10 protein-coding genes and 1 riboswitch are annotated in these 15,035 nt (G+C 55.5%); of the genes, 6 read left to right on the top strand and 4 right to left on the bottom strand.

Annotated features, from left to right (window positions below; translation table 11 throughout):
* Positions 1 to 62: 62 nt before the first annotated feature.
* The 3 genes from metH (at position 63) to rluF (ending at position 6,522) form a co-directional block, all read left to right on the top strand.
* Positions 63 to 3,746, top strand: coding sequence for a methionine synthase (gene metH / locus LH23_RS06470; RefSeq protein ID WP_039296426.1), 3,684 nt, complete (start codon positions 63 to 65; stop codon positions 3,744 to 3,746).
* Between the two features lie 144 nt (positions 3,747 to 3,890).
* Positions 3,891 to 5,522, top strand: coding sequence for a Na/Pi cotransporter family protein (locus LH23_RS06475; protein WP_008455880.1), 1,632 nt, complete (start codon positions 3,891 to 3,893; stop codon positions 5,520 to 5,522).
* A 121-nt stretch (positions 5,523 to 5,643) separates the two neighbouring features.
* A complete protein-coding gene (rluF, locus tag LH23_RS06480) occupies positions 5,644 to 6,522 on the top strand; it encodes a 23S rRNA pseudouridine(2604) synthase RluF (RefSeq protein WP_039289292.1) in 879 nt (292 codons plus the stop codon).
* A gap of 1 nt (position 6,523) precedes the next feature.
* On the opposite strand, the gene LH23_RS06485 is transcribed toward rluF, so the two are convergent.
* The 3 genes from LH23_RS06485 to rtcR form a co-directional block, all read right to left on the bottom strand.
* A complete protein-coding gene (locus LH23_RS06485; protein ID WP_008455871.1) occupies positions 6,524 to 6,796 on the bottom strand; it encodes a DUF3811 domain-containing protein in 273 nt (90 codons plus the stop codon).
* Positions 6,797 to 6,887: 91 nt separating this feature from the next.
* Positions 6,888 to 7,820 carry a ketopantoate/pantoate/pantothenate transporter PanS gene (panS, locus tag LH23_RS06490; RefSeq protein WP_039289294.1) on the bottom strand — a complete coding sequence of 311 codons (933 nt, stop codon included), beginning with the start codon at positions 7,818 to 7,820 and terminating at the stop codon, positions 6,888 to 6,890.
* Positions 7,821 to 7,989: 169 nt separating this feature from the next.
* Positions 7,990 to 9,567, bottom strand: a complete 1,578-nt coding sequence (gene rtcR / locus LH23_RS06495; RefSeq protein ID WP_039289295.1) for an RNA repair transcriptional activator RtcR — start codon at positions 9,565 to 9,567, stop codon at positions 7,990 to 7,992.
* Positions 9,568 to 10,012: 445 nt separating this feature from the next.
* Here rtcR and LH23_RS06500 point away from each other — a divergent pair, with 445 nt between their 5' ends.
* Genes LH23_RS06500 through LH23_RS06510 form a run of 3 tightly spaced genes read left to right on the top strand, consistent with a single transcriptional unit; the run spans position 10,013 to position 13,161 of the window.
* Entirely contained in the window at positions 10,013 to 11,137 is a 1,125-nt protein-coding gene (locus tag LH23_RS06500) for a slipin family protein (protein WP_039289297.1), read from the top strand.
* Between the two features lie 4 nt (positions 11,138 to 11,141).
* On the top strand, positions 11,142 to 12,368 hold the full coding sequence (locus LH23_RS06505; RefSeq protein WP_039289298.1) for an RtcB family protein: 1,227 nt from the start codon (positions 11,142 to 11,144) through the stop codon (positions 12,366 to 12,368).
* A gap of 4 nt (positions 12,369 to 12,372) precedes the next feature.
* The gene (locus LH23_RS06510; RefSeq protein WP_039289300.1) at positions 12,373 to 13,161 is read left to right on the top strand and encodes a nucleotidyltransferase domain-containing protein; all 789 of its coding nucleotides are present in this window, start codon (positions 12,373 to 12,375) and stop codon (positions 13,159 to 13,161) included.
* 48 nt (positions 13,162 to 13,209) lie between these two features.
* Here LH23_RS06510 and lysC read toward each other — a convergent pair whose 3' ends face one another.
* Complete coding sequence (gene lysC, locus LH23_RS06515) at positions 13,210 to 14,559, bottom strand: lysine-sensitive aspartokinase 3 (RefSeq protein ID WP_008455866.1); 1,350 nt, start codon at positions 14,557 to 14,559, stop codon at positions 13,210 to 13,212.
* Positions 14,560 to 14,662: 103 nt separating this feature from the next.
* Positions 14,663 to 14,883: riboswitch (Lysine riboswitch) on the bottom strand.
* Positions 14,884 to 15,035 lie beyond the last annotated feature (152 nt).

A 15,035-nucleotide genomic window follows, 5' to 3' on the forward strand; every position in this document is an offset into this window, starting at 1 on the left:
TATAGATTGTGCAAGTATGGGATGGCATATCCGTCAGGCAGGGAAAACAGGTGGGAGTGAGCGTGAGCAACAATGTAGAGAAGCTGAAGCAACAACTGAGTGAACGCATTTTGGTGCTGGACGGCGGTATGGGGACCATGATCCAAAGCTACCGTCTTGATGAGAGTGATTTCCGCGGCGAGCGTTTTGCCGACTGGCCGTGTGACCTCAAAGGCAACAATGACCTGCTGGTGCTCAGCAAACCGGAAATTATCGCCGCGATTCACTATGCCTACTTTGAAGCTGGCGCCGACATCGTCGAAACTAACACCTTTAACTCCACCACCATTGCGATGGCGGATTACCAAATGGAGTCGCTATCGGCGGAAATTAACTACGAAGCCGCTAAGCTGGCGCGTGTCTGTGCTGACGAATGGACGGCCCGCACGCCGGAAAAACCGCGTTACGTCGCCGGTGTGCTTGGCCCAACCAACCGCACGGCGTCGATTTCCCCGGATGTGAACGACCCGGCCTTCCGCAACATCACCTTTGATCAGCTGGTTGCCGCTTACCGCGAATCGACCAGGGCGCTGGTGGAAGGCGGGGCCGACTTGATCATGATCGAAACAGTGTTCGACACCCTGAACGCCAAAGCCGCCATCTTCGCCGTAAAAGCGGAATTTGAAGCGCTCGGCGTTGACCTGCCGATCATGATTTCCGGCACTATTACCGATGCGTCAGGCCGTACGCTTTCCGGTCAGACGACGGAAGCTTTCTATAACTCCCTACGCCACGCCGATGCGCTCTCTTTCGGCCTGAACTGTGCGCTGGGGCCGGACGAACTCCGCCAGTACGTGGCTGAACTGTCGCGCATTGCTGAGTGCTACGTGACGGCTCACCCTAATGCTGGTCTGCCAAACGCTTTTGGCGAATACGACCTTGATGCGGAAGTGATGGCGCAGCAGATTGGGGAATGGGCGCAGGCCGGGTTCCTGAACATTGTCGGCGGCTGTTGCGGGACAACGCCTGCGCATATCGCCGCAATGAGCAAAGTGGTAGCCGGCGTCGCGCCGCGTAAACTTCCCGATCTGCCGGTTGCCTGTCGGCTTGCCGGGCTTGAGCCATTGAACATCGGCGCGGACAGCCTGTTTGTTAACGTCGGCGAACGCACCAACGTCACCGGCTCGGCAAAATTCAAACGTCTGATCAAAGAAGAAAAATATAACGAAGCGCTGGAAGTGGCGCTGCAGCAGGTCGCCAGCGGCGCGCAAATCATCGACATCAACATGGATGAAGGGATGCTGGATGCCGAGGCGGCGATGGTACGTTTCCTGAACCTGATTGCCGGTGAACCGGATATCGCCCGGGTGCCGATCATGATCGACTCCTCGAAATGGGACGTGATCGAAAAAGGGCTGAAGTGCATTCAGGGCAAAGGCATCGTTAACTCGATTTCCATGAAAGAAGGCATTGAGCCGTTTATCCACCATGCGAAGCTGGTACGCCGCTACGGCGCGGCGATGGTGGTGATGGCGTTTGATGAGGTCGGCCAGGCCGATACGCGCGAGCGTAAAATCGAGATTTGCCGCCGGGCCTATAAAATTCTTACCGAAGAGGTGGGTTTCCCGCCGGAAGATATCATTTTTGACCCGAATATCTTCGCGGTGGCGACCGGCATCGAAGAACACAACAATTACGCCCAGGATTTCATCGGCGCCTGCGAAGACATTAAGCGCGAGCTGCCCCATGCGATGATCTCTGGTGGCGTGTCTAACGTCTCCTTCTCCTTCCGCGGCAACGATCCGGTGCGCGAAGCCATTCACGCGGTGTTCCTTTACTACGCGATTCGCAACGGCATGGACATGGGGATCGTCAACGCCGGGCAACTGGCGATATACGACGATCTTCCCGCTGAACTGCGGGATGCCGTCGAAGACGTCATTCTCAACCGCCGCGACGACAGTACCGAGCGTCTGCTGGAGCTGGCTGAAAAATATCGCGGCAGTAAAAGCGATGACGGCGCCAATGCTCAACTGGCGGAATGGCGTAGCTGGGACGTGGCGAAGCGTCTGGAATATTCGCTGGTGAAAGGCATCACCGAGTTTATTGAAGCGGATACCGAAGAAGCCCGTCAGCAGTCGGCTCGCCCCATTGAAGTGATTGAAGGCCCGCTGATGGCCGGAATGAACGTGGTGGGTGATTTGTTCGGCGAAGGGAAAATGTTCCTGCCGCAGGTGGTGAAGTCTGCCCGCGTGATGAAGCAGGCGGTGGCATACCTTGAGCCGTACATCGAAGCCAGCAAGGAACAGGGCAGCAGCAACGGTAAAATCGTGCTGGCCACCGTCAAGGGCGACGTGCATGACATCGGCAAGAACATCGTCGGCGTGGTGCTGCAATGTAACAACTACGAGATTATCGATCTTGGCGTGATGGTGCCCGGTGAGAAAATTTTGAAAACCGCCCGTGAAGTCGGGGCCGATATCATCGGCCTGTCAGGGCTTATCACCCCATCGCTGGACGAAATGGTCAATGTGGCCAAAGAGATGGAGCGGCAGGGTTTTACGCTGCCGCTGCTGATCGGTGGGGCGACCACGTCAAAAGCCCACACGGCGGTGAAAATAGAGCAGAACTACAGCGGGCCAACCGTCTACGTGCAGAATGCGTCACGTACCGTTGGCGTGGTTTCTGCTCTACTTTCAGAAACCCAGCGCGATGAGTTTGTCGCCCGCACTCGCAAAGAGTACGAAGTTGTTCGTACGCAGCACGCGCGTAAAAAACCGCGCACGCCGCCGGTTACGCTGGAAGTCGCGCGGGATAACGATCTGCCTTTCGACTGGGAAAGCTATACGCCTCCGGTTCCGCATCGGCTGGGCGTGCAGGAAGTGACCGCCAGTATTGAAACGCTGCGAAACTATATCGACTGGACACCGTTCTTCATGACCTGGTCGCTGGCCGGTAAATACCCCCGCATTCTGGAAGATGAGGTTGTTGGCGATGAGGCAAAACGCCTGTTTAAAGACGCTAACGAGATGCTGGATATGCTCCATCGGACGAAAACAATGACGCCGCGCGGCGTGGTCGGCCTGTTCCCGGCGAATCGCGTGGGGGACGACGTGGAAATTTATGCCGATGAAACACGATCTCAGGTTAAAGGCTTCAGTCGCCATCTGCGCCAGCAAACGGAAAAGAACGGCTTCCCGAACTACTGCATTGCCGATTTTGTTGCGCCTAAACACAGCGGTAAAGCCGACTACATCGGCGCTTTTGCGGTCACCGGCGGTATTGAAGAAGATGCACTGGCTGATGCCTACGATGCGCAGCACGATGATTACAATAAAATTATGGTGAAAGCGGTTGCCGACCGCCTGGCCGAAGCTTTTGCAGAATATCTGCACGAGCGCGTGCGTAAAGTCTACTGGGGCTATGCGGCCACGGAAAACCTCAGCAACGAGGAACTGATTCGTGAGAATTATCAGGGAATTCGCCCGGCACCGGGCTACCCGGCCTGCCCGGAGCACACGGAAAAAGCGGCCATCTGGGCGCTGCTGGACGTCGAAAACGTGATTGGCATGAAGCTCACAGAGTCTTACGCCATGTGGCCCGGCGCATCTGTTTCCGGCTGGTACTTCAGCCACCCGGACAGCAAGTACTTCGCCGTCGCGCAAATTCAGCGTGATCAGGTCGAAGACTATGCTCGCCGTAAAGGTATGCCGGTCAGCGAGGTTGAACGCTGGCTTGCGCCGAACCTCGGGTACGACGCCGACTAACTCACAAACCTGTTATCTTTCCTTACAACTTACAAGGCGCTCTGGGGGCGCCTTGTCTCTTTATTGAAGTTAAACCCTTATACTGAAGGATGGTGGCTATTTTTGCTTCGGGAACCCTAAAAACGATAAGGAGAACAAGAATCCGTGCTGACGTTGTTACACCTGCTGTCTGCCGTTTCGCTGCTGGTCTGGGGCACGCATATTGTGCGCACTGGTATCATGCGCGTTTACGGTGCCAACCTGCGCAGTGTGCTTAGCCACAGCGTAGAAAAGAAACCGCTCGCCTTCTGCGCCGGGATAGGCGTGACCGCGCTGGTGCAGAGCAGTAATGCCACCACCATGTTGGTGACCTCGTTTGTTGCCCAGGATTTGGTGGCGCTCGCTCCTGCGCTGGTGATTGTGCTGGGGGCTGATGTCGGTACAGCGCTAATGGCGCGTATCCTGACTTTCGATCTCTCATGGCTTTCGCCACTGCTGATTTTCATCGGTGTTATCTTCTTTCTCAGCCGCAAGCAGACCCGCGCCGGGCAGCTTGGCCGCGTGGGGATTGGCCTGGGCCTTATTCTGCTGGCGCTTGAGCTGATTGTAGGGGCCGTTACGCCGATTACCCAGGCGAACGGCGTCCAGGTGATCTTTGCTTCCCTGACCGGCGACATCATGCTCGACGCGCTGATTGGCGCGATGTTTGCCATTATCAGCTACTCGAGTCTGGCCGCCGTCCTGCTGACGGCCACGCTGACCTCCACCGGCGTGATCTCGTTTGATGTGGCGCTGTGCCTGGTCATCGGGGCTAACCTCGGCTCCGGCCTGCTGGCAATGATCAACAACAGCGCTGCCAATGCTGCCGCGCGTCGCGTGGCGTTGGGCAGTCTGCTGTTCAAGCTGGTGGGCAGTCTGCTGGTGTTGCCGTTTGTGCATGTCCTGGCCCGGTTGATGCACCACCTGCCGCTGCCGGAATCTGAACTGGTTATCTACTTCCACGTGTTCTACAACCTGATTCGTTGCCTGGTGATGGTGCCGTTTGCCGAACCCATGGCGCGCTTCTGCCGCCGGGTGATCAGCGAAGCGCCGGAAGTCGATGCCCGGATGAAGCCGAAGCACCTCGATCCTACGGCGCTGGATACTCCCGCATTGGGGTTATCTAACGCTGCGCGTGAAACCCTGAGAATGGGCGACGTGCTTGAGCAGATGCTGGAAACCTGGAGCAAGGTGATGCACGGCGAGCCGCGCCAGGAAAAAGAGCTGCGTAAGCTGGCTGATGACGTGGACGTGCTGTATACCGCCATCAAACTCTATCTCGCGCAGATGCCGAAGGAAGATTTGGCGGAAATGGAATCGCGCCGCTGGGCTGAAATCATTGAAATGTCGCTTAACCTGGAGCAGGCGGCGGACATCATCGAACGTATGGGCAGCGAAGTGGCGGATAAATCCCTCGCCGCGCGCCGGGCCTTCTCGCCGGATGGCCTGACCGAGCTGGATAACCTGCTCCAGCAGCTGATCAGCAACCTGCAGCTGAGCCTGTCGGTGTTCTTTTCGAGTGACCTGGGCAGCGCCCGCCGGCTGCGCCGGAACAAACACCGCTTCCGTATCATGAACCGCCGTTACTCTCATGCCCACGTTGATCGCCTGCACCAGCAGAACGTGCAGAGTATCGAGACCAGTTCGTTGCACCTTGGGCTGCTGGGAGACATGAAGCGCCTGAACTCGTTGTTCTGCTCCGTCGCCTACAGCGTGCTGGACCAGCCGGACGATGACGACGAACGGGATGAATATTGAAAGCGACTCGCAACTCGATTTCAAGATTCACGATGAAGCTTCCAGAGATGCTGGTTAATGTGAGAAAGGCTGTTCGCAACGCCCTGCGGGTAAGGTATAGTCCTGGGTTTTCGGAGGAGCCATGCTGACTAATTCATCTATTCGTCTTAACAAATACATCAGCGAGAGCGGGATCTGCTCACGCCGTGATGCCGATCGCTACATCGAACAGGGCAACGTTTTTATTAACGGCAAACGCGCCAAAATTGGCGATCAGGTTTTTGCCGGCGACAGCGTGAAGGTGAATGGTCAGCTCATCGAACCCCGCAACGAAGAAGATCTGGTGCTCATTGCACTGAATAAGCCGGTGGGGATTGTAAGCACCACGGAAGACGGTGAGAAAGACAACATCGTTGACTATGTGAACCACAGCAAGCGCGTGTTCCCTATTGGTCGCCTGGATAAAGATTCTCAGGGGCTGATTTTCCTCACCAACCACGGCGACCTGGTGAACAAAATCCTGCGTGCCGGGAACGACCATGAAAAAGAGTACGTGGTCACGGTGAACAAGCCGGTTACCGACGAGTTTATTCGCGGTATGGGGGCGGGCGTGCCGATTCTGGGCACCGTCACCAAGAAATGCAAAGTTAAAAAAGAAGCGCCGTTTGCGTTTCGCATCACCCTGGTGCAGGGGCTGAACCGCCAGATCCGCCGCATGTGTGAACACTTTGGCTATGAAGTGACGAAGCTGGAGCGCACGCGCATCATGAACGTTAATCTCACCGGGATCCCGCTGGGGGAATGGCGCGACCTGACGGATGATGAACTGATTGAACTGTTTAAGCTGATTGAGGATTCCTCCTCAGAGGCGAAACCGGCTAAAAAAGCGAAGCCAAAAGCGGCCGGCCCGGCGGCGAAAAAACCGTTGGTAAGCGGCCCGAAAAGCTCAGCAAAAACGCCCGCTGAGCTTGCCTCGCGTAAACGCTTTGCTTCCCCAGGCCGGAAGAAGAAGGGCCGTTAAACTAGCGCTTACCTCGCGTGTGATTATTGGCCGACCATGAATAAGTCGTCGTCGTATCCGGCTTTAAGGCATTTTGTTTCTTCAGCTGGCGAGCTTTCTTGGCCGCCAGCGCACGTTCCGCCATCAGCTTGTCGATGTACTCTTTTTTTACCTGATTAGTCTCTGAGTTGGTCAACGTACGACCGTGGGCAATGCGGGCGCGATCCAGCAGCGTTTTTAGCTCACGCTGTTCGCTTTCCGTCATGTCTTGCTGTGTCAGTCTGGCTGTAGCCATCGTTGCAATCTCCCAGGAAAGGACCTTCAGTGTAAAGCAAACCCACCGCGCCGACGAGACAAAAAAGCCTGCATCAGCAGGCTTTTAGCGATTATTTTTTGTCGTCTGGCTTCGGCGTTATCGCCTTGCCAGACCAATACCCGGCCAGCAGAGAGCCGGAGAGATTGTGCCAGACGGAGAACAATGCGCCAGGCAGTGCCGCGAGCGGGGAGAAGTAGATTTTGCCCAGCGTGGCCGCAAGACCAGAGTTCTGCATTCCCACTTCGATGGCCAGCGTCCGGCAGGTCGACTCGTCAAACCCAAACAGCCGCCCTCCCCAGTAACCGCCGAGCAGGCCAATAGTGTTATGCAGAATCACCGCGACAATCACCATCAGACCCACGGAAGCTATGTGTGACGCCGAACCTGCCACAACTGCGCTAATGATGGCGAGAATACAAAGCATAGAAAACGCAGGCAGCCACGGCTCCACGCGCTTCACCAGGCGCGGGAACAGGTGATGCACAATCAGGCCAAGGCCAATCGGGATGATGACGATTTGCAGAATGCTCACCAGCATGCCCATCACATCGACTTTAATGTCGGCGTCGACGTAGAGACGGGTCAGCAGCGGCGTGGCAAATACGCCGACCAGCGTGGAAACCGATGAGATAGTCACGGAGAGCGCAACATCGCCTTTGGCCAAGTAAATCATGACGTTGGACGCCGTGCCGCTGGCTACGCTGCCGACCAGCACCATCCCGGCTGACAGATCGGGTGGCATATGGAACAACATCGCCAGTAGCCACGCCGCCAGCGGCATCACCAGGTAATGCAGAAAAATGCCTGCAGCTACCGGGGCCGGGCGCGACAGCACGCGTTTAAAGTCTTCAAGTCGCAGATGCACGCCCATGCCAAACATAATGAGCATCAGCAGCGTGCTGACCCACGGGCCAATTGGGGTAAAGGTTGAGGGGGTATAATACGCAGCGACGGAGAGCAGCAGCGCCCAGAGCGGGAACAGCCGGGTTAGGGTAGCAACCATATGATTTTCCTTGCGAATGCTTCGTCGCCAGTCAAGCCACTCTGCGGCGGTGGCCTCTGAACGAATCGGCGTTTGTGTTGTGTTGGCTTATTATTGCGGGCCAGGATCGAGCCTGGCCCTGATTATTGTTTATCGCGGCAAGGAAGATTATTCAAACAAATTATGAGCTTTAGCCTCCGTGGGCGCTGTCCCAGCTCAGGTTAAAACGTGCCAGATATTTACGCAGGCGGTCAGCATCATTCGGGTTAGCCTTTTTCAGCCGCGAGACGGCAAAAAGTTCGCGCCCGGCCTCGGAAAGTGACTGGGTGCGGCGGCAAACCTCCAGCACGGTTTCCAGCTGACGTTGATCGAATAAATCTATGTCTGGATTAGGCGCCATATCAGGAGAGGTGATTTGCCAGCTTTCCTTAAGCTGCACGATCTCCTCCTTAACGGCCTCCAGCGTTATCCGTCCTTGTTCCGCCAGGGTTGCCATGCGTGATACGGAGGAGCTCAGCTCACGGAAGTTTCCGCGCCATTGTGCCTGTGCAGAACAGGCAAAATTCAGATAATGGTCCCTGGCCTCTTTATCAAAACGAACTTGCGCTTGGGCTTCGGAAGAGAAGCGCTGTAGTTCGTACTCTACGTTGGGTGGAATGTCTTCCCGCCGCTGCGCCAGGCCCGGCAGAGCAAAGCTCCACATGTTAATCCTGGCATAGAGATCTTCGCGAAAGCGTCCCTCTGTGACCCACTGGCGCATATCCCGGTGGGTGCCGGCGATTAGCTGAAAATCGCTCTGTACCTCTTTATCGGAACCAAACGGGAAAAACGTTTTTTCTTCAATCGCTTTCAGTAGCATGGCCTGTTCGTCCAACCCTAGCTCAGCGATTTCATCCAAAAATAGCACGCCGCCATCGGCCTCACGTAAGAGGCCCGTTCGTGCCGTAAGCGCGCCCGTAAACGCCCCTTTTACATGCCCGAATAACGTGGACATTGCGTTATCGCCTCGCAGCGTGGCGCAGTTTACCGCGACCAACTTGCCGGCAACCTGATGGCGAGCTTGCTTGAGTTGGTAAATGCGTTTTGCCAGGAAAGATTTACCCGCCCCGGTTGGGCCAGTCAGCAGCACGGGGGCCGTGGAACGGAGCGCAACTCGCTCAATGCGATCGATCAACTGGTTAAACGTGGTATTCCGCGTGTCGATGCCCGCTTTCAGGAAAGAAATCGACTGTTGCTGCTCCCGCTGAAAGCGGCTGGTTAAGGTGGTATAGCGGCTTAAATCGAGATCGATAACCGAGTAGGTACCTGCGGGGGAGCCTTCTTCTGGGGTGCCTTTCCGGGCCGGGCCGGTTTGCAGCAGGCTGGCGGGGAGGTAGCGCGCCTCCGTCAGGAGAAACCAGCAAATTTGTGCGACATGTGTCCCGGTGGTGATGTGCACCAAATACTCTTCGTTAGCGGTATCGAAATCGTAACGGGTGGCAAAATCAAGGAAGGCGGCATACACCTCTTCAAAGTCCCAGGGATCTTTGATAATGACCTGATGCCGGCGGACGTCTGTATCAGGCGAAACGCGAGCGATATCGTCCGATAACTGCTCCGCCATGCCAGAGTCTTTCGGCTGATACAGCAGCTCGAGCCGATCAACGGGGAAGTCCGGCTGCTGGCACAGGCCAACCGTTGGCCGCCATTTATGGAAGCGATTTGCCCGCTTGCCGCGTTTATCCAGCACCGTGCCCAGTACGCCAATCACCACACGCCGTTTTTTCATTTTTATCCTAAAAGATAAACATCGATATTAAAGGATAAAAAAGATGGCTGATCCCAGCAAGGAATGAATGAAGGTTTATTTTTAAAAAGCTTATAAATTAATAAGTTAACTAATTTATTTGTCTTTTTTATTTTCTGGCACGCTTCTGGCAATAACGTAAGTGTGTTGAGCGCAAAAGGGGATTAACCCCCAGCGGCACACCAGGAACGGTACAGACTGTTTTTCGGGTGTGTTCCGTAAGCGTGCAAGCACAGACAAGGGTTCAATTCCCAATTCATTCTCCCAATGAAACTGGTTGTTAACGAAGAAAGTGACAAAGGAGCCTTGAGCGGTCAGCAAGCTCCGAAGAGGGCTGCCGGTAATGGCGCTGGGCCACAGGCAAAAAGGAATTCCCCTGCGGTCTCGCTCCCTTACCCGCGCCTGATTTTTAAGGAACAGGAAAACAATGAAAAAAATAACGATACGAAAAGGTCAACTGGGGTTGTTGATGAGACAGGGCGATTACTATCAGGTCCTGGAAGCAGGCGAACACCGTCTGCCGTGGTTTAACCAACCTGAAGTGTTGGTGGTGAATCTGGACGGGAGCGAAGTCCCCGAGGCGCTAGCGCTGTATTTGCGTCGTTTTCAGCCCGACTGGGTTGAGCGCTACTGCCTGACTGCGGATTTAGCCGAGGGTGAAATTGGCGCTCTGTCAGTAAATGGCATTTTGCAGGAAATTTTGCCGCCTTCAACGCAGCGTTTGTTCTGGCAGGCGGGGGATGCATTGACGCTGGCACGTATCGATACCCAAAACGTGCAGGTACCAGACGAAGTCATGAATGCAGTCCTGCAGCCACGTCGAAACGGCGCGGTGAAAGGGCGAGACGCCATCCTGGTGGTTTCTGTGCCTGCCTGGCACGTTGGCGTATTGAAAATTGATGGTGAAACTCAGACGCTGTTGCCGCCGGGCATGACCGCATGGTGGAAAATAAATCATTTAGTGGAAGCTGAAGTGGTGGATACCCGCCTGCAGGCTCTGGAGGTCGGCGGGCAGGAGATCCTCACCAAAGATAAGGTAAACCTGCGTTTAAACATGGCCGCAAACTGGCGCTATAGCGATGTGTTGCAGGCCTTCGGCCAGTTAACGAAACCGGTGGAGCATTTGTACCGTGAGCTGCAATTTGCGCTGCGAGAAGCGGTAGGAACACGAACGCTGGATGAGCTGCTGGAGGATAAGCAGATTATTGATGAAGTTGTCAGCGCTCAAGTGAAAAACCGCATAGCTCCGTTCGGTATTGAAATCGCTTCATTGGGCGTAAAAGACATTGTGCTACCGGGTGAAATGAAAACCATTTTGTCCCGGCTGGTTGAAGCCGAAAAATCGGCGCAGGCCAATGTGATCCGTCGGCGTGAAGAGACGGCGGCCACACGTTCGCTGCTGAATACCGCAAAGGTGATGGAAAACAACCCTGTAGCGTTACGCCTTAAGGAACTGGAAACGCTCGAAAGAGTCGCGGAGCGCATTGATAAAATTTCCGTTTTTGGCGGTCTGGATCAGGTTCTACATGGGTTGGTTAATCTCAAAGGATAAGAAAATGCAGCATAACGAATTTCAACTGTTGGCGGCGGAAAACAGCGCGCCGATAAAAATGTGGACTCATGGCGTATCGGTTGAACCGGAAGCCCGCGAGCAATTGCTGAACACAGCGAAGATGCCGTTTATTTTTAAACATCTGGCGGTTATGCCGGATGTGCATCTCGGCAAAGGATCAACTATCGGCAGCGTAATTCCCACCAAAGGCGCGATTATACCGGCGGCGGTTGGGGTCGATATTGGTTGTGGAATGATTGCCGTGCGTACCTCGCTGGCGGCGGGCGATCTGCCGGATAACCTCCGCGGATTGCGCAGTGCAATAGAACAGGCGGTGCCTCATGGCCGAACCAACACGCGCTCTCGCCGTGATAAAGGCGCGTGGAGCACACCGCCTGAAGAGGTAAATGGACATTGGTCGCAGCTGGCACCGCGATTCAAGCGTCTGACGGACAAATACCCAAAGCTGCTGAAAACCAATAACCATCAGCATCTGGGAACGCTGGGCACCGGTAACCACTTTATTGAAATTTGTCTGGATGAGCAGCAGCGAGTGTGGGTGATGCTGCACAGCGGATCGCGCGGTGTGGGAAATGCCATTGGCAATCTTTTTATCGCCCTGGCGCAGAAGGATATGCAGCAGCACATGGCCAATCTGCCGGACAAAAACCTGGCTTACTTTCGGGCGGGAAGCCAGCACTACGATGATTACATCGAAGCGGTGGAGTGGGCGCAGGATTTTGCCCGCCATAATCGTGAAGTCATGATGTCTCGCGTGCTGACCGCGCTGTCGCGTATTGTGAGCAAACCCTTTATGACGCAGCAGGAAGCGGTGAATTGCCACCATAATTATGTGCAGCAGGAAACACATTTCGGTGAGGAAGTGCTGGTCACCCGTAAGGGGGCGGTTTCGGCGCAGAAAGGCCAGATGGGCATTATTCCCGGTTCTATGGGGGCAAAAAGCTTTATTGTGCGCGGGCTGGGTAATGCGCAGAGTTTTTGCTCTTGTAGCCACGGTGCCGGGCGCGCCATGAGCCGAACGGCGGCTAAAAATCGCTTTACCGTTGAGGATCAGATACGCGCCACCGCCCATGTTGAGTGCCGTAAAGACAGCGAAGTGATTGATGAAATCCCGATGGCTTATAAAGACATTGATGCCGTCATGGCGGCGCAGTCTTCGCTGGTGGAAATTGTTCATACGCTCCGGCAGGTTGTCTGTGTAAAAGGATAAAAAAATGACTTACAACGGAGTCGATGCCGCAATGCGCGAGCGGGTGCGGCATCAGTTAGAAGAAGTAGAACGGCGCTTTGGCGTACGGGTGCTCTATGCCTGCGAATCCGGCAGCCGGGCCTGGGGTTTTGCTTCCCCAGACAGCGATTATGACGTGCGGTTTTTATACGTTCATGCCCCTGAATGGTATCTGCGGGTTGAGGCGGGCAGGGATGTGATTGAATTACCAATAGATGACGAACTGGATGTTTGTGGTTGGGAATGGCGCAAAACGCTAGGTCTGCTGAAAGGCGCGAACCCTACGCTGATTGAGTGGCTGGACTCGCCGATAGTCTATCAGCAGGATGAGGCTGTTATCGCCGGACTAAAAGCGCAGGTTCCAGGCTGGTTTTCACCCCTGCGGGCTCGCTGGCACTATTACTCCATGGCGCGTAAAAACTTTCGCGGCTACCTACAGGGCGATGAAGTGCGGCTGAAAAAGTACTTCTACGTGCTACGCCCGCTGCTTGCAGTGCGTTGGGTAGAAGAAGGAAAAGGCGTCCCGCCGATGCGTTTTGCTGAACTGTTGGCCGGAAGCAACCTTGATGCTTCTCTACGCCAGGAAGTGGACGAACTGCTGGAGATCAAACAGCGTGTCGGTGAGGCGAAGTTCGGATCACGTCGGCCGCTATTGCATGAGTTTATTGTGTCTGAGCTGGCTCGAGGTGAAACCCCGCCCACGCTACCGGACAGCCGGGAGGGCGATAGCAAAGAACTTGACAGGCTGTTGATGAAAACCGTTTTGAGTGCATAAAAAAGGCCCGGTACATGCGATGTTACCGGGCCTTTTCTTCTCTGTTAGTTATTCAAACAGGTTGCGGTGCAGCTTCTGTACCACCTGCTCTGCATCGTCGCCAGGCACCAGGAAGCACAGGTTGTAGCTGGATGCGCCGTAGCAAATCATGCGGATGTTGAACGGATCTAGCACGCCGAACACTTCTTTGCCTACGCCACAGGCCTGGGACAGCTTATTGCCGATGATAGCCACCAGCGCCAGGTTCTCTTCGACTTCCACACGACACAGAGATGAAAGCTCGGTGAGCAGTGCTGTGGTCAGCAGGCTGTCGCCGGTGGAGGTAGAGCCGGTGGTGTCCATGGTCAGCGCCACGCTCACTTCGGAGGTGGTTATCAAGTCCACGGAAATATTATGGCGAGCCAGAATGCTGAACACTTCCGCCAGGAAACCGCGGGAATGAAGCATGTGCAGGCTGTGCAGCGTCAGCAGCGTTTGCTTGCGACGGACCGCAAGGGCGCGGAAGAGCGGTGGGTTTTCCGTTTTTTTGCAGACCAAAGTTCCGCCAGCCGCAGGATCTTTGCTGGAGCCAACGAACACCGGAATGTCGCAGCGCACGGCAGGCAACAGCGTCGCCGGGTGCAGGACTTTCGCGCCAAAGGTCGCCATTTCAGCGGCTTCTTCAAAGGCGATGCGGTCAATGCGTTTTGCCGCAGGCACCATGCGCGGATCGGTGGTGTAGATGCCCGGCACGTCGGTCCAGATATCCACGCGCGCGGCATTCAGCGCTTCGCCGAGCAGTGCAGCGGTATAGTCGCTGCCGCCGCGGCCAAGCGTAGTCGTCCTGCCTTTTTCTTCGCTACCGATAAAGCCCTGAGTGATCACCAGAGATTCCGCGAGGCGCGGCAGCATCTGCTGGCTTGCCAGTTCCGCCAGCGCGGCGATATCCGGTTCGGCACGGCCAAAGCGGTCGTTGGTGCGCATGACTTTACGAATATCGAACCACTGCGCTTCCACCTGGCGTTCACGCAGGATTTCCACGAACAGTAGGGTGGACATTAGTTCGCCGTGGCTGACCAGCTCATCGGTCAGCGCGGTGGAGGTCGCCAGAGAGGCTGCTTCTGCAAGGGTCGTGATATTTTCAAGCAGGCGATCGATCTCTTCGCGGATAACGTCCGGGTTCGCCAGACGCTCAACGATGTTGTACTGAATTTTGCGGATGGCATCGAGCTTGACGAAGCGCTCGGTTGCTTCGAGGCCTTCAGCCAGAGCAACCAGCAGATTAGTCACGCCAGCGGAGGCGGAAAGCACAACCACGCGGACGTGGCTATCGGCCAGCACCACATCGGCGCTGCGGTTCATCGCGTCGAAATCGGCGACGCTGGTCCCACCAAATTTGGCGACTACGGTTTGAGACATAACTACCTCGTGTCAGGGGCCATTCAACTGGCAAAAAAGTATTCAGCCTTGGCACAAGGGAAGAGCGGTAAACGGGTGGGCGCAGAGCAGGAGAACTACGATATCACCCAGAAGTGCTCCACCTTGGCTATCCGGCCTTTTGGACCGGATATGAAACGCTCGACTGCGAACGTTTCTGGTGACAACCCAGAGGATTCAGCCCCTGCAGCCGACAATAAGCGTGACCAGCCGCTTCATCATCTCGGCGTTGCTCCCCCTCACGTATCGTCCTTGTTACTGGTTCCTCGGATACGATTTTCTGGGCAACGCGCCTCTTCTGGCCTGCGCACGCGCAGGTAGCGCCTAATAAATAAAGCTTCGGCGAAGGCATGTCAACTGCGGGGTTATGCGGATTTTTCATGTTAAATCGGTAATCAGGAATTTAACTTATAAGAGGGTATTTTTGCCGCTTTTTAGGGGGTTACGGGAAACCCTCT

It is taken from the genome of Cedecea neteri, from assembly GCF_000758305.1.
GTDB lineage: Bacteria > Pseudomonadota > Gammaproteobacteria > Enterobacterales > Enterobacteriaceae > Cedecea > Cedecea neteri_C.

Coding starts and splice junctions, on each gene's coding strand:
- lysC (WP_008455866.1), bottom strand. CDS start 14,559: ATGTCTCAAACCGTAGTCGCCAAATTTGGTGGGACCAGCGTCGCCGAT.
- LH23_RS06485 (WP_008455871.1), bottom strand. CDS start 6,796: ATGGCTACAGCCAGACTGACACAGCAAGACATGACGGAAAGCGAACAG.
- rtcR (WP_039289295.1), bottom strand. CDS start 9,567: ATGAAAAAACGGCGTGTGGTGATTGGCGTACTGGGCACGGTGCTGGAT.
- LH23_RS06510 (WP_039289300.1), top strand. CDS start 12,373: ATGACTTACAACGGAGTCGATGCCGCAATGCGCGAGCGGGTGCGGCAT.
- rluF (WP_039289292.1), top strand. CDS start 5,644: ATGCTGACTAATTCATCTATTCGTCTTAACAAATACATCAGCGAGAGC.
- LH23_RS06500 (WP_039289297.1), top strand. CDS start 10,013: ATGAAAAAAATAACGATACGAAAAGGTCAACTGGGGTTGTTGATGAGA.
- panS (WP_039289294.1), bottom strand. CDS start 7,820: ATGGTTGCTACCCTAACCCGGCTGTTCCCGCTCTGGGCGCTGCTGCTC.
- LH23_RS06505 (WP_039289298.1), top strand. CDS start 11,142: ATGCAGCATAACGAATTTCAACTGTTGGCGGCGGAAAACAGCGCGCCG.